At 45.2% G+C, this 24,380-nt stretch carries 15 protein-coding genes, 1 tRNA gene and 1 pseudogene; 9 read left to right on the forward strand and 8 right to left on the reverse strand.

Going from position 1 to position 24,380, the window contains the following annotated elements:
* Window positions 1-33: 33 nt before the first annotated feature.
* A complete protein-coding gene (locus tag H6F63_RS04240) occupies window positions 34-1,980 on the reverse strand; it encodes an FAD-dependent oxidoreductase (RefSeq protein ID WP_190635178.1) in 1,947 nt (648 codons plus the stop codon).
* A gap of 28 nt (window positions 1,981-2,008) precedes the next feature.
* On the opposite strand from H6F63_RS04240, the gene H6F63_RS04245 reads away from it, so the two are divergent.
* Both H6F63_RS04245 and H6F63_RS04250 read left to right on the forward strand, forming a co-directional pair.
* The gene (locus tag H6F63_RS04245; RefSeq protein ID WP_190421824.1) at window positions 2,009-2,782 is read left to right on the forward strand and encodes an ABC transporter permease; all 774 of its coding nucleotides are present in this window, start codon (window positions 2,009-2,011) and stop codon (window positions 2,780-2,782) included.
* 203 nt (window positions 2,783-2,985) lie between these two features.
* Window positions 2,986-3,876, forward strand: coding sequence for an ABC transporter ATP-binding protein (locus H6F63_RS04250; RefSeq protein WP_190635179.1), 891 nt, complete (start codon window positions 2,986-2,988; stop codon window positions 3,874-3,876).
* Window positions 3,877-3,960: 84 nt separating this feature from the next.
* Here the strand turns inward: H6F63_RS04250 and H6F63_RS04255 are convergent, their stop codons facing one another.
* A complete protein-coding gene (locus H6F63_RS04255) occupies window positions 3,961-4,578 on the reverse strand; it encodes a hypothetical protein (RefSeq protein ID WP_190635181.1) in 618 nt (205 codons plus the stop codon).
* A 436-nt stretch (window positions 4,579-5,014) separates the two neighbouring features.
* On the opposite strand from H6F63_RS04255, the gene H6F63_RS04260 reads away from it, so the two are divergent.
* Window positions 5,015-5,461, forward strand: coding sequence for a hypothetical protein (locus H6F63_RS04260; protein ID WP_190635183.1), 447 nt, complete (start codon window positions 5,015-5,017; stop codon window positions 5,459-5,461).
* Between the two features lie 87 nt (window positions 5,462-5,548).
* On the opposite strand, the pseudogene H6F63_RS30880 reads toward H6F63_RS04260, so the two are convergent.
* Together H6F63_RS30880 and H6F63_RS04270 are read right to left on the reverse strand one after the other, a co-directional pair.
* Window positions 5,549-6,403: pseudogene (locus H6F63_RS30880) on the reverse strand (transposase).
* A gap of 204 nt (window positions 6,404-6,607) precedes the next feature.
* On the reverse strand, window positions 6,608-7,567 hold the full coding sequence (locus H6F63_RS04270; RefSeq protein WP_190635185.1) for an aldo/keto reductase: 960 nt from the start codon (window positions 7,565-7,567) through the stop codon (window positions 6,608-6,610).
* An 80-nt stretch (window positions 7,568-7,647) separates the two neighbouring features.
* Between H6F63_RS04270 and H6F63_RS04275 the strand changes: the two genes are divergently transcribed.
* Entirely contained in the window at window positions 7,648-8,244 is a 597-nt protein-coding gene (locus tag H6F63_RS04275) for a DUF1802 family protein (RefSeq protein ID WP_190635187.1), read from the forward strand.
* A gap of 104 nt (window positions 8,245-8,348) precedes the next feature.
* Here the strand turns inward: H6F63_RS04275 and H6F63_RS04280 are convergent, their stop codons facing one another.
* Complete coding sequence (locus tag H6F63_RS04280) at window positions 8,349-11,963, reverse strand: PAS domain S-box protein (RefSeq protein WP_190635188.1); 3,615 nt, start codon at window positions 11,961-11,963, stop codon at window positions 8,349-8,351.
* A gap of 1,145 nt (window positions 11,964-13,108) precedes the next feature.
* Window positions 13,109-14,908: a gamma-glutamyltransferase family protein gene (locus tag H6F63_RS04285; protein ID WP_190635272.1), complete on the reverse strand. Its 1,800-nt coding sequence runs from the start codon at window positions 14,906-14,908 to the stop codon at window positions 13,109-13,111.
* Window positions 14,909-15,060: 152 nt separating this feature from the next.
* Here H6F63_RS04285 and H6F63_RS04290 point away from each other — a divergent pair, with 152 nt between their 5' ends.
* Window positions 15,061-15,783: a Uma2 family endonuclease gene (locus H6F63_RS04290; protein WP_190635190.1), complete on the forward strand. Its 723-nt coding sequence runs from the start codon at window positions 15,061-15,063 to the stop codon at window positions 15,781-15,783.
* A gap of 61 nt (window positions 15,784-15,844) precedes the next feature.
* On the opposite strand, the gene H6F63_RS04295 is transcribed toward H6F63_RS04290, so the two are convergent.
* Window positions 15,845-19,897, reverse strand: coding sequence for a PAS domain S-box protein (locus tag H6F63_RS04295; RefSeq protein WP_190635191.1), 4,053 nt, complete (start codon window positions 19,895-19,897; stop codon window positions 15,845-15,847).
* A 179-nt stretch (window positions 19,898-20,076) separates the two neighbouring features.
* Between H6F63_RS04295 and H6F63_RS04300 the strand changes: the two genes are divergently transcribed.
* The 3 genes from H6F63_RS04300 (at window position 20,077) to H6F63_RS04310 (ending at window position 23,553) form a co-directional block, all read left to right on the forward strand.
* Window positions 20,077-21,606, forward strand: a complete 1,530-nt coding sequence (locus H6F63_RS04300; RefSeq protein ID WP_190635193.1) for a DEAD/DEAH box helicase family protein — start codon at window positions 20,077-20,079, stop codon at window positions 21,604-21,606.
* Window positions 21,607-21,635: 29 nt separating this feature from the next.
* The gene (locus tag H6F63_RS04305; RefSeq protein WP_190635194.1) at window positions 21,636-22,850 is read left to right on the forward strand and encodes a DUF790 family protein; all 1,215 of its coding nucleotides are present in this window, start codon (window positions 21,636-21,638) and stop codon (window positions 22,848-22,850) included.
* A 262-nt stretch (window positions 22,851-23,112) separates the two neighbouring features.
* Window positions 23,113-23,553: a hypothetical protein gene (locus H6F63_RS04310; RefSeq protein WP_190635196.1), complete on the forward strand. Its 441-nt coding sequence runs from the start codon at window positions 23,113-23,115 to the stop codon at window positions 23,551-23,553.
* Window positions 23,554-23,798: 245 nt separating this feature from the next.
* Here H6F63_RS04310 and H6F63_RS04315 read toward each other — a convergent pair.
* A tRNA-Val gene (locus H6F63_RS04315) sits at window positions 23,799-23,870 on the reverse strand.
* A gap of 118 nt (window positions 23,871-23,988) precedes the next feature.
* Here H6F63_RS04315 and H6F63_RS04320 point away from each other — a divergent pair.
* A complete protein-coding gene (locus H6F63_RS04320; protein WP_190635197.1) occupies window positions 23,989-24,360 on the forward strand; it encodes a hypothetical protein in 372 nt (123 codons plus the stop codon).
* Window positions 24,361-24,380 lie beyond the last annotated feature (20 nt).

Here is a 24,380-nt window from a genome sequence, read left to right on the forward strand (position 1 = left end):
TTTTCCTAAATTCAGTGCGGTTCTGGGAAAGGTTCATATCTGCAATACGCCTTCTGGATTCACCGTCAGCAATGGTCGCCTTTGCAATCCTTCGCGGTGTAAAATTTCATTTGCTGCCAGCAACCCGCTACTAATTGCCCGTTCCATTAAGCCAGACGGGAACGGCATTTTCACCCAGTCACCAGCAAATAATAAGTTAGGAATAGCTGTGCTAGTCTCTGGTCTATCTGCGTAACTATTGGGTGGGTACCCTGAGAAGTTCTTTTGGTTCACCAGTTCCCTGTGTAACATATTGGCCGCTTTGAGTTCTGGGACAATTTCATAGAGTTCCTGTTCAAAAGTGGTAAGTAACACTTGCTGAGTAGGAAAATCCTTTTCTTTGTAGGCGTAAGCGTGTAATTCAACAACACTACCGCCCGTTTCTTTTGTCCACTCAATAAATTGATCCTGGATTCGGTGGTAAAGGCAAATGCTGTCAGTTAGCTGATAGCCGGAGAGGGAAGCAAAGTTGCTGTGTTCCCATTCAAAATCGCGGTCAAACCAGAAGCGACAAACGGCAAAGGGATCTGCTACCGCTAATTTTTCAACTTGAGATCGCACTTTTTCCTCGACATCCCCATTCATTCTATTAAACAATTGTTGTACGCCCGGTACATCGGTAGCAAATACGTAGTAATCCGCCTTTACTGTTTCCACTGATTCCTGTAGATGCAAGCTATTATTTGCTCCTACGAGTTGCAGCTGATCTTTCTGACGTTGCATTACTTTAAAACGTGATAAATCTCTAGTTGCAGGCCCTTTTATTACTTTGCCTTCGCTGTCAAAAACTGCGCCGTGGCAAGGACAGTGAAATTTACCATCATCTGCCAGTCCAACTGTACAGCCTTGGTGAGTACAACTAAGGGAAATTGCTTCATTCCCCTGTGGTATCGCCGCAAAAACAGTATCCCCTGCACCAAAATATTCTAGTTGCTCGTTGGCAATAGCAGAATTGCGCTTCACCCAAAATGGCACATCATTACCAGCTCCCTGTTGATAGCTGAGGGAATTTATTTTGCCTTCTTGTGCCTGAATTTCGCTAACTGTTGCACCTTTAATAATCTTGCCACCGTTGCGTTCAATCGCCTTAGCAATTGGTTGCACCAGCGAGGTTCCCATATCCTGTTTGGTGCCGTTGAAAGCTAAACCTTCTGGATTGCCAAAAAAATAGAAGTGGAAAAACTGCATTAATTCTCCCACACTCATTTTATCTGGTGCATTTAAGCTTGATTTCGCAAAGGGGAGAAAATATAAGTCATACAACCCATGTGGGAAATCTTTTTGCACCCATTGTGCAACCGATAAATGATCTAAACGTTGGAAACTTTTTTGAGTTTGAAATCCCGTAATTGCCCGGAAAACTTCCCAATGTCCAACTTTGGTTAAATTAATCCCCCAGCGTAGTCGGTTGGGGGATGCTACAGCTAAATCTACAATATTCCAGGGAAAAGCTGAATTGCTGGGGCGGAACACTTCTGGCTTGTAACTCCCATCCCGGTAAACAACCGAGTAGAACTTTAAATCGATGAAATTCTCAGCGATGTCGAGTTCTTCTACTATGCTCTTGAGGTTGTAATACTGAGGAAAAAACCCGTGGAAGCCATGCTCCATCATAAAACTTTCGTCCCCCACCTGGATTGGCCAGCTGGCGATTTTGCCTCCAAGTTGAGGCGATCGCTCTAAAAGCGTTACAGTAAAACCACGCTGGCTCAGTTCATACGCACAGGCTAACCCAGCCAAGCCAGCCCCCACTACCACAACGCTCTTTGGCTGGTTTAGCATTGGTGGCAACAAAATGTTATCTTGCCGAAAAACAGTTGGCTGGGGTTTGGAGAAGCGAGAATATCCCAGTAATCCAGCAGCAGCACCGACACCAAACATTTTGATCAGCGTGCGGCGGGAGATGGACGGCAATTGTGGGGAAGTGGATAATTGACTCATTATGCTACTCAGCTTTTATCCTCACACTATGAAATACGGGCGCGAAACGCTGGCAGTTTGCCAACGCATCTTGATTGAACTGTTGCGGCGGCGGCGCAGCCTGATTTTTTGGTGTATTTTCCCATTTTCGGTCTTAATACTCAGTGGCTTTATTCTGGCAGAACGTGCCAAGCTGTCAATAGCTCAGGCTTTTGAGTTCGCCGCTCCTTCTACTTTAGTAGGTGCAGCGCTGTTTTTCAGTTGTTTAGGCGGTAGTGTGGCAACCGTGGTGTCAGAAAGAGAACAGCAAACCCTCAAACGCCTTTTTATCTCACCTTTGAGCGGTACGTCCTATTTTTTAGGAATTTTTCTCGCCCATAGCTGCATCGGCATCGGTCAAACGCTTTTAGTTTATACTATTGCTGCCTTTTGGAATGCCAGGTTTCAAGGTTCTTTGCTGTTGGGAAGTCTGATTATCTTACTAAGTATTATTTCCTATGTAGGTGTAGGATTTATTCTCGGTACGCAGTTCGCCCGTCGCACTGAGGATGTCAATGCTTTGGTAGCTGCGTTTGGAGTGCCTTTATTAATTTTGGGAGGTGCGTTTTTGCCTACTTCTCTATTTCCCCAGACGCTCTTAGACATAGCTAAATATAACCCAATTTATCATATGAATGTAGCGTTAGTCGGTGTATCTGCTAACGGCTATAGCCTGGATGAAATCGCCCCGCATTTTTGGTTTTTATGCGTGTTTGCTGTTTTCATGGTTGCAGGAGGATGGCTGTCTTATCGTCGAATGTTGAGCGTTGAAAGAAGACTTTGAATTTTTAACGCAAAGGGTGCAAAGGTTTACGCAAAGGTACGCAAAGTAAAAGATAATATTCTGCCTAATCCGCTTAGTTTTGCGGTAGTTTACGTTAAAGAAACCTTGACAAGTTGTGGAATTTATAGTTTAATATAAGAGGATTGACAGGGTAGGCATGATGCCTACCCTGTAATTTTTTTAATCCCTTAGCAATTGTCTCGATGCTCCACATCAATAAGCTAAGTAAGTCTTACGGAAAGCACCCGGTTTTACAAGATTTATCGCTGCATATCTCACCCGGAGAGATTTACGGGTTACTGGGGCCAAATGGCGCAGGGAAGACGACGACTATTAATATAGTTTGTAATTTGAGTAAGGCTGATAGCGGTGAAATTAGGATTAATAACCAGCCTGTCTCGGAAGCAACAAAAAGGTTAGTTGGTGTAGCACCGCAAGAAAATTTGCTTTATAAAACCTTAAGCTGTGAGGAAAATCTTAATTTCTTTGCGCGAATTTACAGTTTAAATAGTGAGCAGCGTCGTCAACAGGTAAAAGCTTGTTTGGAGGCTGTCAATTTAGCAAGTCGCGCTAAAAGTCCGGTGGAAACTCTTAGCGGTGGGATGCAGCGGCGGTTGAATATTGCCGTGGCGTTGGTTCATCAGCCAAAGTTGGTAATTTTGGATGAACCAACGACAGGTTTAGATGTTGAGTCGCGTTATGAAGTTTGGGAGTTAATTCGGAGCCTCAAAGATAAGGGAATTACGGTTTTGTTGACAACGCATTTGTTAGATGAGGCTGAGCGTCTTTGTCAAAGAATTGGTATTCTAAAAAATGGTTCTATTTTGGCTGAGGGAAGTCTATCACAACTTCGGCAATTAATTCCAGCGGTGGAGGTTGTGGTGGTGCAAACGCCGGAGGAAGAGAGAGCGATCGCGCGTGCTAAAGAATATAATTTCCCTGTCCGGCGTTATGGTAATGATTTGGCTTTCTGGTTAACGGAGCCTTTAGAATTGAAGGAGATTATTGCGCGTTTTGATGGTATTCCTCTGGATTCGATTTCGCGTCAAGCTGTGCGGTTAGAGCATATTTATGTTGAGGTGACGAACCGCTGAGACGCAGAGGGAGGGGAAGAGTAGCGAAGCCGCAGCTAGGTTGAAGAGAAATAACCGCGATCGCTACCAACGATTACAGCATAATCATTCAACAGGGGAAGAATTGAGCGATCGCAATATCTCCCCGTAGCAGACATACCAAAAATAAAGGGCAATATTGATTTCGCTGAACAACTTCGGAATCCCCTCTAGCAAGCTGGGAAATCCATCACCGCTCAACCTCAGCGAGTCCACCGCGATCGCGCTGAATAATAGACCGATGCCGCTGAGTAGCAGAATGTAGGGCGTTGATTTTAGTTTCCGCCGGAAGGCTAATCCGTATCCTAAGCTAACTGCGGCATAGACCACTATAGTCACCAGCTTAGGAATACCCGCCCTTAACAGAATAATGTGAATCCGAAAAATTTCATTAATCAGAAAACCTCCAGTTATCAGCGCCGAATATAGAATAAATAAATTTAGTTTTTTGGGTGATTGAATGGCTCGGAGCAATGCAAAAGTAAAAGTACAAATAATGGGCGGCACAGCGCATAATAATTGAAATGTATGAGTTAACAAACCCGCACTTGGATCTTGTGGGGTAACTGGCGGCTGAAATAATATTCCTGCTGAGTCACCAAACACTTTGGTATAGACAATTAAAGCAACAACTACCAGTAGGGATAAACTATTGACCCAAAACGCAGAGCGGTAATTTTTCATAACTAACCAGAAACGCCATCGCCTCAATAGGGATACACCATTCGAGTTAGCAGTTACGAATTATTACCAGATGGATAAGGAACATGGATTTATTAACCCCAAATTTCCTGCTCTAGGGCATGGAATTGCCATGCCCTAGAGCAGGAAATTTTGTAAATTATTTAATCCACGTTCCTAAGCAGGCTGGTAGTGCGATTGCCCCAACACTTAGCTTGCTGATCTGCGCGATCGCTCTTAATTGCTCCACATCGTGGATATAAGATATTTCCACATCAAACTTAAACTGTAAATGCAGATTACATGACGTTCGTTCACTCAATCTATCGAAAGAGTGAATTTGTCTAACAACTTTAAACGGCAGAACATCTATCTACAGAGCGGTTTGGCTGATGCGCTAAATGAAGTAAATATAGAATGCTAAACCTCATGGTATTGTATGAAACTGAATTATTTTACAAAACGGCTTTCGACTGTAGGACGCTGGCTAGCTACAACTCTGTTTTGCGTGTCAGCGATCGCCTTCGTTTGGCAGGGTGCGTTTTTCTCGAACACCGCAGCAATGGCTTCTCCTGCTGCAAACTTGATCGCCTCAGCAGACGCGGGCGATCAAGTTAAAGAGAAATACCGTGACGACGTGGCTGAACCATCCAAGAATTTCATCGAAGATACGAAAAATAAGGTTAAGGAAGCTGCAAACAAAAATGCCAGCCGAGTTGAGCAATCAACGGATGATAGTGCCGTTGAGGGCAAAGCAAAGAGAGATAGGGATCGAATTGAGAAAAGAGCAGATGAAGATGCGGCTCGGACTGAGAAAGCAGTAGACAACGCAAAGAATGTTGTGGAACGCACTGTTGATAGCATCAAGGATGCCTTTAGCAACTAGAGAATAGATAATAGGAAAAAAGGTTAATGTACATTGTTTCATTCATCGCATTTACTTGTCCCTGAAGAAGCAATGTACATCTAACAATTAGCTTGCTGTTATGCGCGATCGCAGTTCATCCAAAGAATTTACCGTTTTGATTGCTTGCGCGATCGCTTTCAATCTTTCCACATCCTGAATATTAGAGATTTCCGGCATTAGCTGTAAGCCCTCAGTGCCGAATTTTAACTCTAAAGCGAGTTCAATACCTGACAGCATCCCCTGCTGCATCCCTAGTTGTTGTCCTTCTCTTAAAATCTCTTGATACCAAGGAGATTCCCTTAACACAGCCATATCCCACCTCATAATCTGTTGTACTAAACGAGTTTCTAAGACGAAACCAGCAAAGAATGCTAACAGAGGTTCTAGCTCGTTTAACTGCTCATCATCTCTTAGACACTGTACGGCGCGTCTGACTACAGACTCCTCACCTCCACCCCTCAACATTGGCACAAAAGGTAGTAAAGATGGTAGTGATGGTTGAAAAGCAAGTTCAGCGTCTACTTCCCAGAGATTAATTACTCGATAATCTTGACGCGATCGCAACCCCATAAATTCAGAGTTCTAGCGTGAGACTACAACTGTTTCTGAGGGTTGCCTAATATTAATCAGCACCGGATAAACTGGCAAGTTGTACTTTTATTCTGCTAGTGCTGCATAAGCCCACATCCGCTTGGGCATCCGAAGTTGATAGTTTAATTGTATCTCGTTAAGCACTAAAAAGTCGCGGTGTTCCCGGCTATTCGCTTTTACCAAAACATCACTTTCACGGCTGAGCCACTGGAATTGTGAATCAAGAAATTCTCCAGCTACGATGTCGGGGTTTTGTTTCACCCATTGCACCCAGCCAGTCTTCGCCAAACTGATTAAACGTTTGCTGCCAATATCTGCGGCTTTTGCCATAGATTGCAATGTAATTAAGTAGATAGACGTAAAACACTCTGTATATAAAAACCGTGTTTCTATAGCAACTCAAGGGTTGGGTGCGATACATCTGTAGGGACATGGAAATCAAAAAGTCCCTACCAACATTAGAAGCGCAATATATTCTACCCAACTGAGAAACGCTATATACACAGAGTATTTTACGTTTATTTTGTGTGCTACTTACCAATTCCACATGATCGGATTATCATCCAAATGGTCGGTGACAATTCGCCCAATTGCGTCAATTTCTTGCACGTCATCAGCAGATAAATTAATATCACCTGCTTTAGCATTGTCTACGGCTTGTTGCTCGTTTCTTGCACCTGCGATCGCATTCCCCTGTGGTTGGGCAATTAACCAAGCTAAAGCTAACTGAGCTAGGCTACACTGATGGCGTTCGGCAATCGGACGTAGTTTGTCTAAAGCTGACTGAGCGCGATCGTAATTCTCTCCTTGAAAGAGTTTATTTTTAGCACGGTTATCTTGGGGGTCGAATTTATGTCCTGGTTCAAATTTCCCAGTTAATAATCCTTGAGCAAGAGGAGAATAGGCAACGATGGAAATATTGTTTTCGACGCAGTAAGGAGTTAAATCTTTTTCTACCGAACGCCAAAATAGAGAATAAGGCGGTTGCAAACTATCAATGCGTCCATATTGAGCGGCTTCTTCTAATTGAGTGCGGTTGAAATTAGAAACGCCGATTGTGCGAATTTTACCTTGTTCTTTCAGATGGTTCAAAGCGTTCATTGTCTCCTCAATGGGGACAATTTCACTTTTAAATGTGCCAGCAGGCCAGTGAATTTGGTATAAATCGATGTAATCGGTGTTTAGGTTTTTGAGAGAGCGAGCGCACGCCTCTATCACTTGGTCATATTTGAGATGGTTGGCAAACACCTTTGTGGCATACACTGCTTTGTCGCGCACATCTGATAGGGCTTGGGCTACAATCTGCTCAGAGTGTCCTTCTCCGTAGACTTCAGCGGTATCAACTGTTGTGATACCAGCATCAAACGCCGCCCGTATTGCTTTTATACTGTCCGCATCTTCAATTCCCACCCACATCTTTTTGCCAGCTTGCCATGTACCCATGATGATAGGCGTGATTTGGATTTCGGAAGTGCCAAGCGATCGCGTTTGCATTTGTTAGTCCTGACTAATAAGGTTATGCCTTCATCCTAAATGTTGGCGCTAGTCTTGAATCAGGACTCTACCCGATACTTATGCAATCCACTACAACCACTACAAATACTACTCACGCCTTCAAAGAATGGGCAACTGCTGTTGATGCTTTAGAACAAGGCAAAACGATTATGCTGCTACGCAAAGGCGGCATCCGGGAGGAGGGGAACCGCTTTCAAGTTGCCCAAAAAGAAGTTTTGCTTTACCCAACATTTGAACATCAACAGCCGAATTTGCTGAAAGCTGAATATTCCCACCTGGTGGAAACAGTGCCGTCAGGCTGGCATCCTGAAACCATTAGAATTGGTGCCTGGGCTAAAATTACCGATATTTTCCAGGTAAGTGACGAAGCGGCTGTTAAGGCGCTGCTACCTTACCATATCTGGAACGAGCAATTTGTAAGCGATCGCCTAAAATGGAAACCGCGAACTCCCCTTTATGTGCTGCTGCTACGCACTTACAAACTTCCCCAACCACAGATAATTACCTATAGTCCAGAATATGGCGGCTGCAAGTCATGGATCGATCTTGCCCAACCGCTAACAATTGAAGGCGCAAAACCAGTCTTGGATGATGCCCAGTATGCCGAAAAATCAGCCCAAATCCGCCAGATTGTGAATAGGGAGGCTGGGGACTAGGGGCTGGGGGCTAGGGACTAGGGACTAGGGGCTGGGGACTAGGGACTAGGTAAGACTTTTTCCTCTTCCCCAATCCCCAATCCCTAATCCCCAATCCCTATTCTTCAGGAGGATATTAAAGGTAACTCTACGGTAAAAGTTGTTTGATTATTAGCACTTTCCACTCGCAAAGTACCTCCCAAATGCTCTGTGAGTCTCTGCACCAGTGCCAATCCTAAACCAGTTCCGCCCTGCTTCCAGCGATCGCTACTGGGAATACGGTAGAACTTTTCAAAAATGCGGCTTAGCTCCTTCTGGGGAATCTCAACACCAGAATTGCTGACCCTCAATTGCAGCATATTCTCCTTTGCATACACAGTCACGGTAATTTGTTCTTCCGGTGGAGTATACTTGCAGGCATTATTAACCAACTCGCTCACGATCCTCTCCACACTGGTTAAATCGGAGACGAGGGGAGGCAATTCTGGCGGGATGTGAAGTTGTAAGATTTGCTGACGTTCCTGAATGCGCGAACGAAATGGTTCAAGGATGCTAGGTAGCCATTCGGGTATATTTATTGCTGTGGCAAGAAAGCTGGGATAAGACGCAGCGGCTAGGCGCTGCAAATCTAGGAGATCGTTGATAAGCTCAGTTTCTCGATTACACTCAGCTTGCAATATCTGCAAATAGCGCTGACTTCGTTCGGCGGTAGGAGAAATTTTGAGCATTTGGATCGCCATTTTCATATTAGAAATCGGAGTCCGCAACTCGTGAGAAACTGTACTCAAAAAGTCATCTTTGAGTTGATTTAGTTTTTCGAGTTCCTGAACTTGCGCTTGTGAAGTTTGATAAAGTCGGGCTTGACGAATAGCGATCGCGCATTGATTTGCCACCTGCTGCACCAGCCGAATCTCTAAATTGTTGAAAGTGTAATCTGGGCGATGGAGTAACCACAAATCCCCCAACACTCCTTGATTATCAAAAATCGGACACGCCAGCATAGCCGCTTGACCATCATTAGAGTTCGCATTGAGCGAACAAAATTGGAAACACTTACCTTGGCGGAGGGGTTGGTAAATTTCCGGGAAGGAAGCCATCTGCAACACGCGACCTTTAGAGGAAGGCATTGAAATGGTGTATTCATAGCAGATAGTAGCGGTATCTTGCTCCAAGTTGTATAAAGAGGCATGGCAGCTGCCGACGTAGAATGAGAGAGCTAATTCTCTCACAGCAGCAAGGCAAATCTGGCTTTCGTCAAGACTATCGCGAACTTTGTCAGTGATGCGTTTCAGCACTGCTTCAAAGCCGAGAGATTGTTGTAGTTGGGTGGTACGTTTTTGGACTTGGCGTTCCAGGTTAGCGTTAAGTTCCTGCACCTGTTTGAAGAGTGCAGATTGTTCAATAGCGATCGCTACCTGTGTTGCCAATGAAGAGAGCAAATCAATTTCCCACTGCTGCCATTGTCGGGGTTCCGAACAATTATGGGCAATCAACAGTCCCCAGAATCGATTTTGGATCGGGGATTGGGGATTGGGGATTGGGGACAAAGCTTTTTCTCCCAAGTCTGTTCCTTTGCTTGTCTGCTTGTCTGCTTGTCTGCTTGTCTGCTCTCCTCGCAAAATTGGTACTTTTAAGTCAGCCCTGATTTGAAACTGAGCCATTATATCGATGTAATCTTGATCTAAACCTGCTGTATAAATATCTTCTATTGCGATAATGTTTCCTTGTTTATAGCGTTCAAAATAGGTGTCTACCAGGGTCCTTTGGATTACTAATCCCTGCATAGATATCCAACCAGCAGAGACTGATTCTACAACTACCAGAGCATTTCCATCTGGGGAGAATCGGTAAATTACCACTCGGTCACAGGCGAGAAAATTCCGTACTTCAGTAACTGTAATATTCAGAATTTCGTCCAGATTTAAAGATTGGCGGATGCGTTGCGCGATCGCTCCTATCAACCGCTCCCGCTCAGTTTGTTGCCTTAGCGCTGCTTCAGAGAGCTTCTGTTCGGTGATATCCCTGGTTGTGCCAATCATCCGCACTGCCACCAAACCAGTTTCATCACAAAACAACTGGCTTTTTCCCATGATCCAGCGGATACTACCATCCGGTCTGATAATACGGTATTCCTGCTCGTAGTCCTTCTTTTCCTCAACGGCACGACTTATAACTTGATGTGTAGCTTCGCGGTCTTCAGGATGAACGCATTCTTGGAAGGCTTCATAGGTTCCCCGGAAAGTACCCGGAGCCAGACCAAATAGCTGTTCGTTCTTATCCGACCAGGTAACTTCATTAGTTAGGATATTCCAGTCCCAAGTACCCATCTCGGCAGCTTTTAGAGCTATTTTCAGCCTTTGTTCACTCTGCTGCAATGCTTGTTCCGTCTGCTTGCGTTCAGTGATGTCGAATCGAATTGCTAAATATTGAAACGGTCTTCCTTGGCTATTTAGAAAAGGAACAATCGTGGTATTTACCCAGTAATAAGTGCCATCTTTGGCTTGGTTTTTAATTTCTCCTTGCCAAATTCTTCCGTTAGAAATTGTCTGCCACAGGTTTTGAAAGAATTCTTTTGGATGAAAACCGGAATTAATCAGGCGATGGTTTTGTCCTATCAGTTCTTCTCTGGAATATTGAGAAATTTGACAAAACTTATCGTTTACATAGTTAATAATTCCTTTCTCGTCTGTCACGACGACAATCGCAGCTCGATCTATCGCCTGCTTGATGTCTGACAATTCCTTAAGGGATTTTTGTAATGCACTCTCAGCTTGCTTGCGTTCATTAATGTCTTCAACAACAGAAAAGAAATATTTAGGCTTACCGTCAGGTTCTCGTACCAAAGAAACGGTTAAATTAATCCAGATGTGGGAACCATCTTTGCGGATGTAGCGTTTCTCCATTGAATATGTCTGAAGCTCTGATGCCAACACTCGGCGGACATATTCAATATCTGTATTTAGGTCATCGGGGTGGGTAATATCCTGAAAAGTTCGCGTTAGCAATTCCTCTTGCGTATAACCCACAATGTCGCAGAGTTTTTGGTTAACCAGTAGCCACTGTCCGTTTATTCCTACGTGCGCGATGCCAACAGCCACCTGCTCAAATGTTGCTTGGAATAGCCCTTGGAATAGCCTGTCGCTCTCTTTTAGAGCCTCTTGTGCCTGCTTGCGGCTAGTAATATCTGTAAACATACCGAGAACGCCCTGAAATTGACCGTTCTCATCGAAAATTGGATTAGTGCTAGCGAGTACCCACGCTTCTTGACCATTTCGGCAACGCCAACGCCATTCGTACTGCTCTTTGATTCCCTGTAGCATCCGCGGGTAATACCACTGTGCTTGTGGCAAATCTTCTTCAAAGAGAAAATCAAAGGCAGAACGACCAATCATCTCGGCTGTAGTGTAGCCAAGTATATCGGCTGTTTGCTGGTTAACGTAAGTCGTCCGCCCTTCGGCATCGACTAGCCAAATGCTTTCGCTGGTAGTGTCTAGTAGGCGAAGATAAAGCTGTTCCCTTTCCCGCAGCGCTGCTTCTGCTTGCTGGCGCTTATTGATTTCTTGATTCAGTTCTTCATTAGCTAGCGCTAGTTGGGCTGTCCGCTCCCTCACCAGTCTTTCTAATTCTTCATAAGTCATTGGCAATGTCGTTTCAGTCGGCAACGCCTGACGAGCTTTGAGAAGCTGGACAGTGCGCCGATTAACGTGTAATTCTAACTTTTTGCGCTTAAATCTGCTCATTTTGACTAGCCGCGTTGCCAACTAGAGTGCCGCGATTAGTGAACTATTAGTTTTGTGTGGTACGCGAACCCATCGATTTCAATTTCTTTAAATGTAAAGGATTGTCGGGAAACTTTTGATAATTAATATTTTCTAGCTTCCTCGGACGGTTTGTGGGGGCTGCGATGCCAAAGGCTTGCTGTAGGCGCTACTAGGCTGTCTTTTCGCTAAGAAGCGCTACTCGGATTGCACTTGGCAACAGATACACCTACTTAATATTGATATCGTTATGAGTCCTCTGAGATACTCTAGGTAGCTGGATAATTCCGCACTATTTGGTAGATTCAGCTTTGTGCATCATCAATTTATTAGCTCCTCTAAAGCTTTGGTATACTTACACCTTCTCGCTTTGCGTAATTCTCATCTTACTGTGCGACATCTTTTTACAGTAATCTTACAACTTAAATTTTATCAAAAGCATCACACTTTCTGCGGATTTATACTGAATTAATGTGGATTAGGCAGTATTATTACTGGTTGGCGTGCCTTGGAGGCGAGAGATTGTGCGCCCGGTGAAGTGTAGCAAGGCTTACCAGACTAGGTGAATCCACTTCCCTACCAAAATCATGTTTTACCACAAGCGGCTGCTAACAACCTTAGATTGTGAACAATTATATCTAGAGGTGAAAGGCATTTAGTTGTGGGAGTGAAGAATTAGTTTCACTCGGTTCTACCGGGACGATGGTTACTCGTATAGGGAATTAGAATTCAAATCTACAAAATAACTGATTGTAAAATTCCCAATTTGGACAACCAGATTTATCCACTAATTTATCTTAATTTATGGCAATAAGTCAAAAAAACGAATACTGTAAAATTTTAACTTAACAGCTTTTGTAAACAAAATTAGACTAATAAACTTGAGAAACATCAGTAGTTTTTGACTAGTTTGGATAGATAGTTGTTAATCTAAAGTTGCTTATTTTAACCATTTATTTAAACAAAGGTTCATTAAGGGTTCAGCACTATTGTTTAAATAAAAGTCTGGGAAAACTTACGGGAAGCTAATGCAATCGTGTTGGACTTTAATAATTAATAGGACAAGCGATCGCCAAGAATTTAAAATTTTAAAAAGACTTATTTTAAATTCTACATTTTTAATTTATCTAATAACCACTAGGCGCACCTTCACCGCGAGGATCGGCTGCGCCTTCTAAAAATCCGTCTGGTGTTACTACGATCGCGTTAGCATTACCCCAAGGCGATCGCTCTTCGATTTTGTGACCGCGACGACGCAGTTCTGCGATGGTAGCGACATCTAAACCAAAAGGTTCTACACTCACCTGGTCGGGAAGCCATTGATGATGGATGCGAGGGGCGGACACAGCTTGTCCGGCATCCATGCCGTATTCTAAAACGTTGAGAACGACTTGCAGGACGGTGGTAATAATGGTGCTACCTCCGGGCGCACCAACAGCCATGCGGAGTTTACCATTTTCGGTGACAATGGTGGGTGTCATGCTGGAGAGGGGAATTTTGCGGGGCGCGATCGCATTCGCCTCACCACCCACCAAACCATAGGCGTTAGGCACTCCAGGCGCAGCAGCAAAGTCGTCCATCTCGTCGTTTAAGAGAATCCCGGTACCGGGTACAACTACCCCAGAACCAAAGCCGTAGTTAACGGTAAAGGTAAGGCTGACTGTGTTGCGATTCTCATCTACCACCGTTAAATGTGTCGTATCGTTTGATTCGCGGGCATGGCGTTGTAGAGTTTCTTTATCTGCTGGTTTCACTTCGCTGGATAATCTAGCCCTATTCATACTAATTTCCTGCCGTCTTTCAGCAGCATAGGCAGGATTAATTAGTGATGAGACTGGGACTTTCACAAAATCAGGATCGCCTAGATATTCTGCACGATCTGCATAGGCAATTCGCATCGCTTCGATCATTAGATGCAGCGTGTCGGGATGATGCCATCCTTTAGATTTCAGGTCGTTCGCCTCCCCGTCAACTAACGTAGCTTTCACGTCGCCAGACCCCTCAATTAACCGGGGGTTGGGGGATGGGGTTCCCCCAATAATATTTAATATTTCTAGTAGGTGAACGCCTCCGGAGGAAGGCGGCGGCATTGAACAAATACGAGATTGGCGGAAATTTCCGCAGACTGGGGTACGCCAAGTGGTTTTGTAGGTTGTGAGGTCTTCGAGTGTAATTAAACCACCGTTTTTTGCCATGTCGTCGGCTATAGCCCTGGCAATGTTGCCAGTGTAGAAGCTTTGGGGATTTTGCGCGATCGCTTGTAATGTTTTGGCTAAATCTGTTTGTATCAGTTTTTCTCCCGGCTGATACATTGCCCCATTGCGCGTAAAAACTTGACGCGCCGCCGGATTTTTTAATAACGGTTCCTTTCTGCGTTCAGCAGCGGCGACAAAGCGGCGGCTAACAATAAAACCATCTTGCGCCAACTTAACCGACGGTGCCACAACTTCCTGCCAAGATAACTTACCGTACTGGCGATGAATTTCATACAGCCCTGCTACCGTTCCCGGCACCGCCACCGACAGATGTCCATCTACACTGACATTGGGACGCACTTTTCCCGCCGCATCCAGGTACATATCGCGGGTCGCTTTCAAGGGGGCGCGTTCCCGAAAGTCGAGGGCTTTTATTTCGCCAGTTTTCTCCAAGCGCAGCAACAAAAACCCACCGCCACCGATACCTGCGGAAAAAGGTTCTACCACAGAGATAGCGAAAGCTGTAGCCACTGCTGCATCAACCGCGTTACCGCCTTTGCGTAGCATGGAAACTCCCGCTTCACTACCTAATGGATGGGCGGAGACAACCATACCCTGCTTGCTTCTGAGGGGTTGGACAAATGCCGCTGGTGCTGTATGGCACCAAGCAACCGTTACAGAGACAGCAATTGTGATAGATGCAATTCGTTTAGATGGGAGAAAACTTGGCATGGTGTGTTTTGGAGGTAAGAGCGATCGCACTCCTGGCCACCAAATTACCACGGAAATAAACGCGATCGCTTGTGGGCGTGCCAGTCGTTGATAAATTTTGTAATTAGATCACAATAGAAGCAAAAGTCTACTTTATCTTCACCAAAAGAAAAGTGTCTCCGATCACTCAAACCCCCCTGCCGCAACTATCAATTACCTGGCCTCTGCTGCCAGAAGATTTTACCCTACCAGACGATCCTGTGGAAAATACAGATCAACCACCATTAGCTGCTGCTTTGCGCCAGCCTTTGACCGCTTTTCCTAACTTAATACAAGATGCCCTCATCGTGTCTAACTTTGCCTTGTGTGCCGCCATTGAGGGGCGAATCATCTGCAAAGCACCAGACTGGATGTATGTGCGTTCGGTGCAACCTTGGACTCGTTCTTATCCGCGTCGCAGCTACACGCCACATACTGAGGGAACAATTCCCCAAGTGGTGATGGAGTTTCTTTCTGCTACTTATGGCGAAGAATATTCGGTGGAATTTACCGAAGGTGTGGGTAAGTGGTTCTTTTATGAAAGAGTAGTTCAAGTGCCTCGCTATATTATCTTTCGACCAGATACGGGGCGCGTCGAAGTTTATGGGCTAGAGTCGCAGCGTTACCAACTGCAAACACCCGATGAAGCAGGACGTTACTGGATTCCCGGATTAGATTTATTTCTGGGAGTTTGGCAAGGAAGCCATGAAGGTAGAGACGGCTATTGGCTGCGGTGGTGGAATGCCCAAGGAGAGTTGTTGCTGTGGTCAGAAGAACGCGCCGAACAAGAACGTCTTCGGGCTGAAAGATTAGCAGAACGGCTGCGTCAGATGGGGGTTGACCCAGATCAATTGTGATGCAGGAAGAGAAGATGCGTAGGACGGAGTCCGAGGCGAAGCCATCGCACTCTAAAATTACTCAAACTTTTCCAGTGCGTCCGGCGAGGTTGGCAATTACCGCAGCTAACTCGGCTGGATCAACTGGCTTGGGGACGTGTAGCTGGAAACCTGACAAAAGAGCCTGCGTGCGGTCTTCTGCTCTAGCATAAGCTGTCAGCGCCACAGCGGGAATATTTCTCGACGCGGTATCGAGCGCCCTAATTTTGCGAATCAGGCTGTAGCCATTTTCTTCCGGCATCCCAATATCGCTGACGAGGACATCAGGGTTTAAACGTTGTAGTGTTTCAAGTGCAACGCCCGCAGACGGAACAGCGGTGACTTCGGCTCCATACTCTGCAAGCATTGTAGAGAGTAAATCTCGTGCATCTGCCTCATCATCTACGATTAGCACCCGCAAACCATTTAGGGGGATTGGGGATTGGGGATTGGGAATTGGGGTAGGGTGTGCTTTCTGTGTCCCTAGTCCCTTGTCCTTAGTCGCCTGTGCCTTATCGATGAGTGGCAACCGGACTGTAAATGTTGCTCCTTGTCCTTCTCCTGGGCTGTCGGCGTGGACTGTGCCGCCTTGCAGTTCTACTAGATGGCGGACGATTGCCAAACCGAGTCCGAGTCCACCATGCGATCGCGTTGTTGTTCCATCAGCTTGTCGGAAGCGTTCAAAAACGTAGGGGAGAAAATCGGGACTAATTCCCGCGCCTGTGTCGCTTATCTGAATTTGAGCATAGTTGTCTGTTGACAACGTTTCAATTTGACGACTTGACAATTGTTCCCTGACTACTGACAGTTTAATTGTCACCCGACCTTTGCTGGGTGTGAACTTGACGGCGTTAGAAAGCAAGTTCCAGACAATTTGCTGTAAACGAGTGGAATCTCCCAAGATTGATATCACTGAGCGGTCTAATATGGATTCAATGTAAATTTCCTTGGCGTTAGCTGCTGGTAGGACAATATCAATTGCTGCCTCAATAACTGGTAGAAGTTCTACTGGATAAACATTCAGACGCAGTTTACCTGTAATGATGCGTGAGACATCTAGAACATCCTCGATGAGTTGAGAAAGCGATCGCGTGTTCCGGTCAATTGTCTCTAGCGCTTTGGCGGTGGTGGTGGGGTCGAACTGGCGGTTACGGAGTAGCTGAGTCCAACCAAGCATGGCGTTAAGCGGCGTTCGCAGTTCGTGGGACAGTGTGGCTAGGAACTCGTCTTTCATCCGGTTCGCCTGCACAGAGTGGTTGTAGAGGCGGGCGTTGTCAATTGCTAAGGCGGCTCGATCTGCCAAATCTTGCAGAAATACCTGGTCATTAATAGTATACGGGTTGTCGCTCTTGTCGCGGGAAAGAGCGATTGTACCAATGATCCGACCCCGCACCCGCAGTGGTGCGACCAGAAGGCTGTAGACACTAAAGCGTTCCAAACACGGTACATACTCTGGTTTGATTGAGGCGCGTAGCTGCTCTTGTGATACAACTGGGATGAGCAGCGACTCTCCTGTTTCAAACACACGCGCGGTTAATCCTTCATCGACGCGCTGGGGTGCAGCAGCTGACAACTCCCGGACAAAGGCGATCACTTCTGGGTTACGGTGATAAACGGCAACTATATTCAACCACTGTCCATCGTCCGACACTAGGCGAATAGTGCAAGTATCGCCAACTAACTCGACTGTGCGCTGACAGATTGTATCCAAGGCAGTTTGATAATCTAGGATTGCTTCAGCAAAAGTTCGCGAAGCCTCGGCTAGAACTTGTAAGCGATTGGCATAGCGAAGGATTTGCTTTTCTGCCCGCTTGCGTTCTGTAATATTGGTATTTACGCCGATCCATTTTATCGGTTTACCATTTTCGTTTTTGATAGCTGTGGCGCTATCTGTCCAATACAGGTAGATGCCATCTTTTCGCTGGACGCGGTATTCTTGGAAAAATGGTTCGCCTGTTTGCAGATGTTGGTCTACCGCCGCTATGACGCGATCGCTATCGTCCGGATGCAGCATAGTTTTCCAAGCTTGTAGCGTTCGGGGAAACTCTCCCGGTTCGTATCCCAGGTGTTCGTCTATTTTACCGAACCACTCCATGCGATCGCTCTCGATATCCCATTCATAAATCACATCTGTAGCGCATTGTGCCGCTATTCTAAACCGTTTTTCGCTCTCGCTGAGTGCGGTTTCTGCTTGCTTGTCTAGAGTGATGTCGTTTTGAGTTCCCCACGCTCTTACTAATTGACCATTTTCCACAATTCCCACCAAGTTATTCACAAAATATTTGAAATTACCTTGCTTATCAATTTCATAAGATTCTGCTTGGTGTAGTCGGTAGCCAGAACGAATAAATGCCCGCAGGTATTCAATATTATTTATATCTTCAGAAACGATAAAATTTTCCAGTCTTGTTCCTACAATTTCTTCGGCACTGTCATAGCCATACATCTGTGCCATAACATTGTTACATTCCGCTAAGTATCCATATTGATAAAACTGCTCAATTTGCTCATCTTCTGGAGAGTTTATATAAACTGGCTGCTCAATTTCAAACCGCCAAATTCCTTCTGAACTTTGTTCTACAAAAGCTCGGTAGCGTTCCTCGCTTTTCCGTAATGCTTCTTCTGCTTGCTTGCGTTCAGTAATGTCATTGACGAGAACAAAAAATCCTTTAACTTCTCCCCCTTCTCCGAAATGGGGAACGTAAGTACCCTGAACATAACGCTGGTCTCCATTGCTGCGTGTAAAGGCGCTTTCGTAACTTACTTTTTGTCCAGACAATGCCGCTTCTATAAACTTTTGAACTGACTGATAAATCGACTCACCCATAACTTCCTTAAGGTGCTTTCCGGTAATCTGGCTGCGCGAATATCCAAACCATTCTTCGTATGCCCGATTATTAAAGCGATAACGCTGTTCTGAATCAACGTAAGAAATGTATATCGGCACCGAGTCTGTTATCAGACGAATTTGTTCTTCACTATCCTGTAGCGACTGTTGAGTTTGCTTGCGAAGAGTGATGTCGAGGAAGTAAACAGCTAAACCATCTTTGGATGGATAAATACGGACTAATATCCATTTTTGAAAGCGCTGATTCAACTCTTCATACTCGACAGCCACCTGCTCGGAAAGTGCATGATGAGCATAAATATAAAATTGCGAGTTAGGGAGTGGAGGAAATACTTCCCACACGATTTTGCCGATTAACTCTTCGCGGGGTTTCTGGAAAAACTGCTCTGCACGAGTGTTTACGTAGGTGTACCGCCATTCGCTATCTAAGGCAACAAAAGCATCGGAAATGCTTTCTAAAGTATTAGTAATTTGTTCTTTAGCCGCTTGTTCTTTATTGAGTAGTTGAATGCGTTCTTCTTCAGCTTGCTTGCGGAGGGTGATATCAGTAATCATAGCGATCGCGCCCATAAATTGACCGCGTTCGTCTAAAATTTGGCTAGTGGAGACAATCGTCCAAAGCGTTGAACCATCTTTGCGACGGTAACGAAAGTCAAACTGATCTTTATTTGGCTGCTTGCGTTGCTTAATCCTCGCTTGAGCTTCGATTTGAGCTTCGTCATCCATAAAGTCAAAAATCGAGTGTCCCAGCATTTCGTCTACGCTGTAGCCGAGAAGGTGCGCCATCCGCTGGTTGACATACTCGGTTTTAAACTCAGCATTAGTTGTCCAAATACCTTCGTAAGCGGTATCGACAATGCGACGATATTGCTCCTCACTGGCTTGCAGTTTTAGCATACTCGTCTCCAGCCGCTGTTTCGCAGTGCAAAGTTCCGAGTTGAGTGTGCTAATCAGTAGCGTTACCAGCACGAACACGCCTAGCCGCAAGATATCGTTCAAACTAGCGATCGCCAGCGAGTAAACTGGAGCTATAAAGAAGTAGTTGATGACTAAAGTAGACAAAATTGTAGCCAGCAACCCCGGTTTCATCCCGCCATACCAAGCACTAACCGTCACGGCGGCATAAAACAGTGGCAAAATGGTAGGCGCGATTAGTGGCTTTAGCAGTAATGTCAGTTGTAGCGCGATACCTGTACTAATTACAGCAACACCGTAGCGCCGCAGTCGGGGATGCGTTACTCTCCACATCTTTGTTCAGTTCTCCTCTGTCGCTACCGTAAACACGCTGTTTGTTAAGGAAGCATTCCCATTAAAAAAATCTAGCTGGCGATTAAAAATCATCAAGTGCAAGATGTCAGGCGAACTACCATTCTGCATTATGCCTTGACTCTTCTAAAATTATCGGGGACAGAGAATTCAAAAAACAAATGGCTCGTACCCCTACATTATCTTTTGATCGAGGAACTTTAATTTTGCATCCGCCGCCAAGGGGGAAATCTTGGGTAGAATACGCTACTTGGGATGACAGAGTGGAAAAGTTCCGCATCCAGGCGATACATTATCGCCAATTGGTGGAAGTGCTGCAAGCGGAAGGCACTAATTTTATCGATGAGGCGAAGGGTTTTGAGTCTCTCTCCCTGGTGGCGAGTATGGAGATGGAACCTTATCCGCATCAGAGGGAGGCTCTGTTGGCTTGGAAGCAAGCAGGTAGGCAGGGGGTTGTGGTGTTGCCAACGGCGGCGGGAAAGACTTATCTGGCGCAAATGGCGATACAATCGACACCGCGCAGTACGTTGATTGTGGTGCCGACTCTGGATTTGATGCACCAGTGGTATGCTCACTTAACAGCGGCTTTTCCGGATGCGGAGGTGGGGTTGTTGGGTGGCGGTTCGCGGGATAAAACGCCGATACTGGTTGCTACTTACGACAGTGCGGCTATTCACGCGGAGACTTTGGGAAACAAGTATGCTTTGTTAGTGTTTGATGAGTGTCACCACTTACCTACAGATTTTAGTCGGGTAATTGCTGAGTATGCGATCGCGCCTTATCGTCTCGGACTTAGCGCTACTCCTGAGCGTTCTGATGGCAAGCACACTGATCTTAATATGTTAATCGGTGCGGAAGTTTATCGCAAAACTGCTGAGGAATTAGCAGGTGCGGCTTTAGCTAATCATGAGGTGGTGCAGATTAAGGTAAAGTTATCGCAACTTGAACGCGATCGCTACAACGAGCTGATTCAACTCCGCAACAATTTTTTGCGAGAATCAAATATTTCTTTAGGCAGTAATCAAGGGTGGCAGCAGTTTGTCATGGTGAGTGCGCGATCGCAAGCTGGACGACGTGCCATGTTAGCTCACCGCGAAGCTAAAGATATTGCCCTTGGTACTGATGGTAAACTGCGAATATTATCTAATATTTTAGCGCAACATTATCCGGAACGCACGTTGATTTTCACTACCGATAATGCTACTGTTTATCGCATTTCTCACGAGTTTTTAATTCCGGCAATTACCCATCAAACGCCTATCAAAGAACGGCACGAGATATTAACTAAATTTCGGGAGGGAGAATACAAAAATCTGATTGCTTCTCACGTTCTGAATGAAGGGGTTGATGTTCCGGCTGCAAGTGTGGCAATAATATTATCTGGTACGGGTTCGCAGCGAGAGTTTATTCAGCGATTAGGGCGAGTTTTGCGTAAGGGGAATGATGCTAATAAACGCGCTATGCTTTATGAGGTTGTGGCGGAAGATACGAGTGAGGAAGGTACTTCTAGTAGGCGACGGGGTGAGAAGAGGAATGAACCGCGAAGACCCAAAGAGCGCGAAGGAGGAGCAAGAGAGAAGAAAGGGCAGTTGGAGATTTTTTATGGGGCAAATTCTAATGTTACGAAGAAAGCAGCGGAATCACCAGCAAAGTGGGGAGACGATGATGAGGAAAATCTCCCTGAATCTTAGTTATTTCTCTTTTTTGCGGTTCATTCATCATGCTACCAACTGACCTGCTAATCCACAGACATAATGGCGAAACGATAGTCCCAAAACGCCTAAGTATTGATGCGAAAAATTTAGCGGTTGCCAATGAGTTGATTATTTGCTTCCAAGAGGCATTAGGCAACACTCAAGGAGAACTAGATCGTCAATTATCAGAATTAGAAGGTGATAGTCCAGATTATCGCTTAAAGCGAGGATTAGCTCATATTCTCAAAAGCAGCTTGTCTACTTTTGAAGTAGTTAGTCCTCTGGAACCGCCAGAATTACGAGAGCGAGTTTTTGCCCTTTCTGCACAATCAATTCCGAGTCCGCAAGCTTCTGGTGCAACACTTAATATATTAGCTGACAAACTCAGTCAGGAACTAGAAAGAGAAGTTTTACCAAGTCAAATTCAGGCTGGACTTTACGCAGATTTAGCCGAGAATCGCATCTTAACTCAGTTTGATGGGATTACTCCAGAAGATTTGCTACACCGCTACAATTTATCTCAAGTACAAGGCGTTTTCTATCGCGCTAGTCAAATTACTTTGAATGCTCACCGCAACGTCCCAGGAGAGTATAAACTGTTATTTCGCTATCTGAAACTGTTTCAATTGATGGCGTATATTGAGGGCGATGCGGATCATGGGTTTACGATTACAGTTGATGGCCCGACCAGTTTATTTAAGCCTAGTACAAGGTATGGGTTAGCGATCTCTAAACTCCTCCCCGCTTTACTCCACGTTACAAAATGGAGTCTATCCGCCATCCTCCAAAACCGCGACACCTACACCGGAACCTGGAAAACGGGACGCTTTACCCTCAATTCTGACTGTGGCTTGGTTTCCCACTATCCCCCTGGTAAGCCTTACGATAGTATGCTGGAAGCATCTTTTGCTGACCGCTGGGACTCGCTGAAATCAGATTGGGTATTAGAACGAGAAGTAGACCTGATTCCAATTCCTGGTAGTGTGATGATTCCCGACTTTCGCTTAGTACATCCTGATGGTCGCACCTTCTTACTAGAAATTGTCGGCTACTGGCGACCGGAATATTTGCAAAAGAAATTTTCTCAGGTACGTCGTGCTGAATGCGATAACTTAATTTTAGCGATTTCGGAACGGCTGAATCTAGAAAAAGCAGGAGTAAACTTGAAGGATGTACCAGCAAGAATTATTTGGTTTAAAGATAAATTAATACCCAAGGCGGTATTAGCTGCGCTTGATTAAGCATCACTATATGAATCCGATTAATCTACTTTGAAATATTTTTCGCACTCGTACTAGGCTTTCTTCTTTCCAGCTTAAATGTGGCGCTATAGCAGGATAAAAGAATAATTTTCTCAGGTGCAATCGCGCCTAAATTGGTGACATTACCCATCATTCCATCCCTTAGGAAGCACTACTTCTATCTATAGTATGACGACTATGATGTTGAGGATGAGATTTAATCAAGTGCGACCTGATACTGGTAAGAGCCAAATAGAAACTGATGAATACATCTCTGAAAACTCAAATTAAAAAAGGCGTTGGTATGATGTCGGTGGTTACAACTGCTGGAATTTTTCTGGCTTTTCCAGCATTAGCACAAGTTAATAGCGTTAATTCTATTAATGGCAATGCTCGTATTGACTCCTCCGCAAGCAGCCAACAATTATTCGCTCAAACCCAAACACCCGGCACCGCACCTGGAGCTGGCACCACCGACGACAGCGCACCCGCACCTGGAGCTGGCACCACCAACGACAGCGCACCCTCCACTACACCCGGCACCACCAACGACAGCGCACCCGCATCTGGCACCGGCACTACGCCTGCACGCACACCCACCACTAATACACCACAAAGCACTACTGGAGATAGCAATCTTCGTCCAGGAAGTTGGGATTGTTTACATAATCCAAATCCAGTCTGTATGAATCCTAGAAGATAGTTAAACTCTTTGCGTGTATGGCGTGGGAAGGTAGCGATCGGACGCCATTGACATAACCAAAAAGCCCCTATATTTGGGGGCTTTCGCTTTCTGCTAAGTCAGGCTAAGGAAAGCTGTTTTTTTCCAAACATGAGAGGTCACTAATAGTTCAACAACATCAATTTGGCACGATGACATATAATTAATCTTAATGACAATAATCTGTCACAGATGACAAACAATTAGTTACTCTACAACTAAATATATGGGCGATACTGGATTTGAACCAGTGACCCCATCCGTGTGAAGGATGTGCGCTACCACTGTGCTAATCGCCCAAGCTTTCTAAGTATATCACAGGCATTCACAGCCAACAACCATTTTTAATTTTGAAGTCTCTGAGCAATGTTCAATTAACCTAGTTTTTATGGGGTATATGAACATCAAGGAGAAACAATGCCTGAAAATAGCGAAATCAATATTAATAGTGGTGATAGCATCAACCAAGAGGTGACAAATGCGGTTGAACAGTTACCTGAGTCCAATCAAGGCGGTTTACCTGGAATCAGGGAATTGCTGACTCAATTGCAAACAGTAATTCAGGCTGACGATAGCTTGCAACCAGAGAAGAAAACCAAAGCACTTCAGCAAGTGCAGATTTTAGCCGAAGCCGGGAAAAATCCTCAAGTATCCCAACACCAAACGCAAGCAGAAACAGATATGGGTGTTTTGAGAGAAATAAGCGCCGAGTTACCCAAGACGACTACTTTAATTACAACGTTTAATCAGGTATTGCCTAATATAGCCGAGATATTCGCTTTGCGATGAAGCCAACAGATCGCTTTGTA

Source organism: Trichocoleus sp. FACHB-40, assembly GCF_014695915.1.
Taxonomy (GTDB): Bacteria; Cyanobacteriota; Cyanobacteriia; order Cyanobacteriales; family FACHB-T130; genus Funiculus; species Funiculus sociatus.

Coding starts and splice junctions, on each gene's coding strand:
- H6F63_RS04240 (WP_190635178.1), bottom strand. CDS start 1,980: ATGAGTCAATTATCCACTTCCCCACAATTGCCGTCCATCTCCCGCCGC.
- H6F63_RS04245 (WP_190421824.1), top strand. CDS start 2,009: ATGAAATACGGGCGCGAAACGCTGGCAGTTTGCCAACGCATCTTGATT.
- H6F63_RS04250 (WP_190635179.1), top strand. CDS start 2,986: ATGCTCCACATCAATAAGCTAAGTAAGTCTTACGGAAAGCACCCGGTT.
- H6F63_RS04255 (WP_190635181.1), bottom strand. CDS start 4,578: ATGAAAAATTACCGCTCTGCGTTTTGGGTCAATAGTTTATCCCTACTG.
- H6F63_RS04260 (WP_190635183.1), top strand. CDS start 5,015: ATGAAACTGAATTATTTTACAAAACGGCTTTCGACTGTAGGACGCTGG.
- H6F63_RS04270 (WP_190635185.1), bottom strand. CDS start 7,567: ATGCAAACGCGATCGCTTGGCACTTCCGAAATCCAAATCACGCCTATC.
- H6F63_RS04275 (WP_190635187.1), top strand. CDS start 7,648: ATGCAATCCACTACAACCACTACAAATACTACTCACGCCTTCAAAGAA.
- H6F63_RS04280 (WP_190635188.1), bottom strand. CDS start 11,963: ATGAGCAGATTTAAGCGCAAAAAGTTAGAATTACACGTTAATCGGCGC.
- H6F63_RS04285 (WP_190635272.1), bottom strand. CDS start 14,908: ATGCCAAGTTTTCTCCCATCTAAACGAATTGCATCTATCACAATTGCT.
- H6F63_RS04295 (WP_190635191.1), bottom strand. CDS start 19,897: ATGTGGAGAGTAACGCATCCCCGACTGCGGCGCTACGGTGTTGCTGTA.
- H6F63_RS04300 (WP_190635193.1), top strand. CDS start 20,077: ATGGCTCGTACCCCTACATTATCTTTTGATCGAGGAACTTTAATTTTG.
- H6F63_RS04305 (WP_190635194.1), top strand. CDS start 21,636: ATGCTACCAACTGACCTGCTAATCCACAGACATAATGGCGAAACGATA.
- H6F63_RS04310 (WP_190635196.1), top strand. CDS start 23,113: ATGAATACATCTCTGAAAACTCAAATTAAAAAAGGCGTTGGTATGATG.
- H6F63_RS04320 (WP_190635197.1), top strand. CDS start 23,989: ATGCCTGAAAATAGCGAAATCAATATTAATAGTGGTGATAGCATCAAC.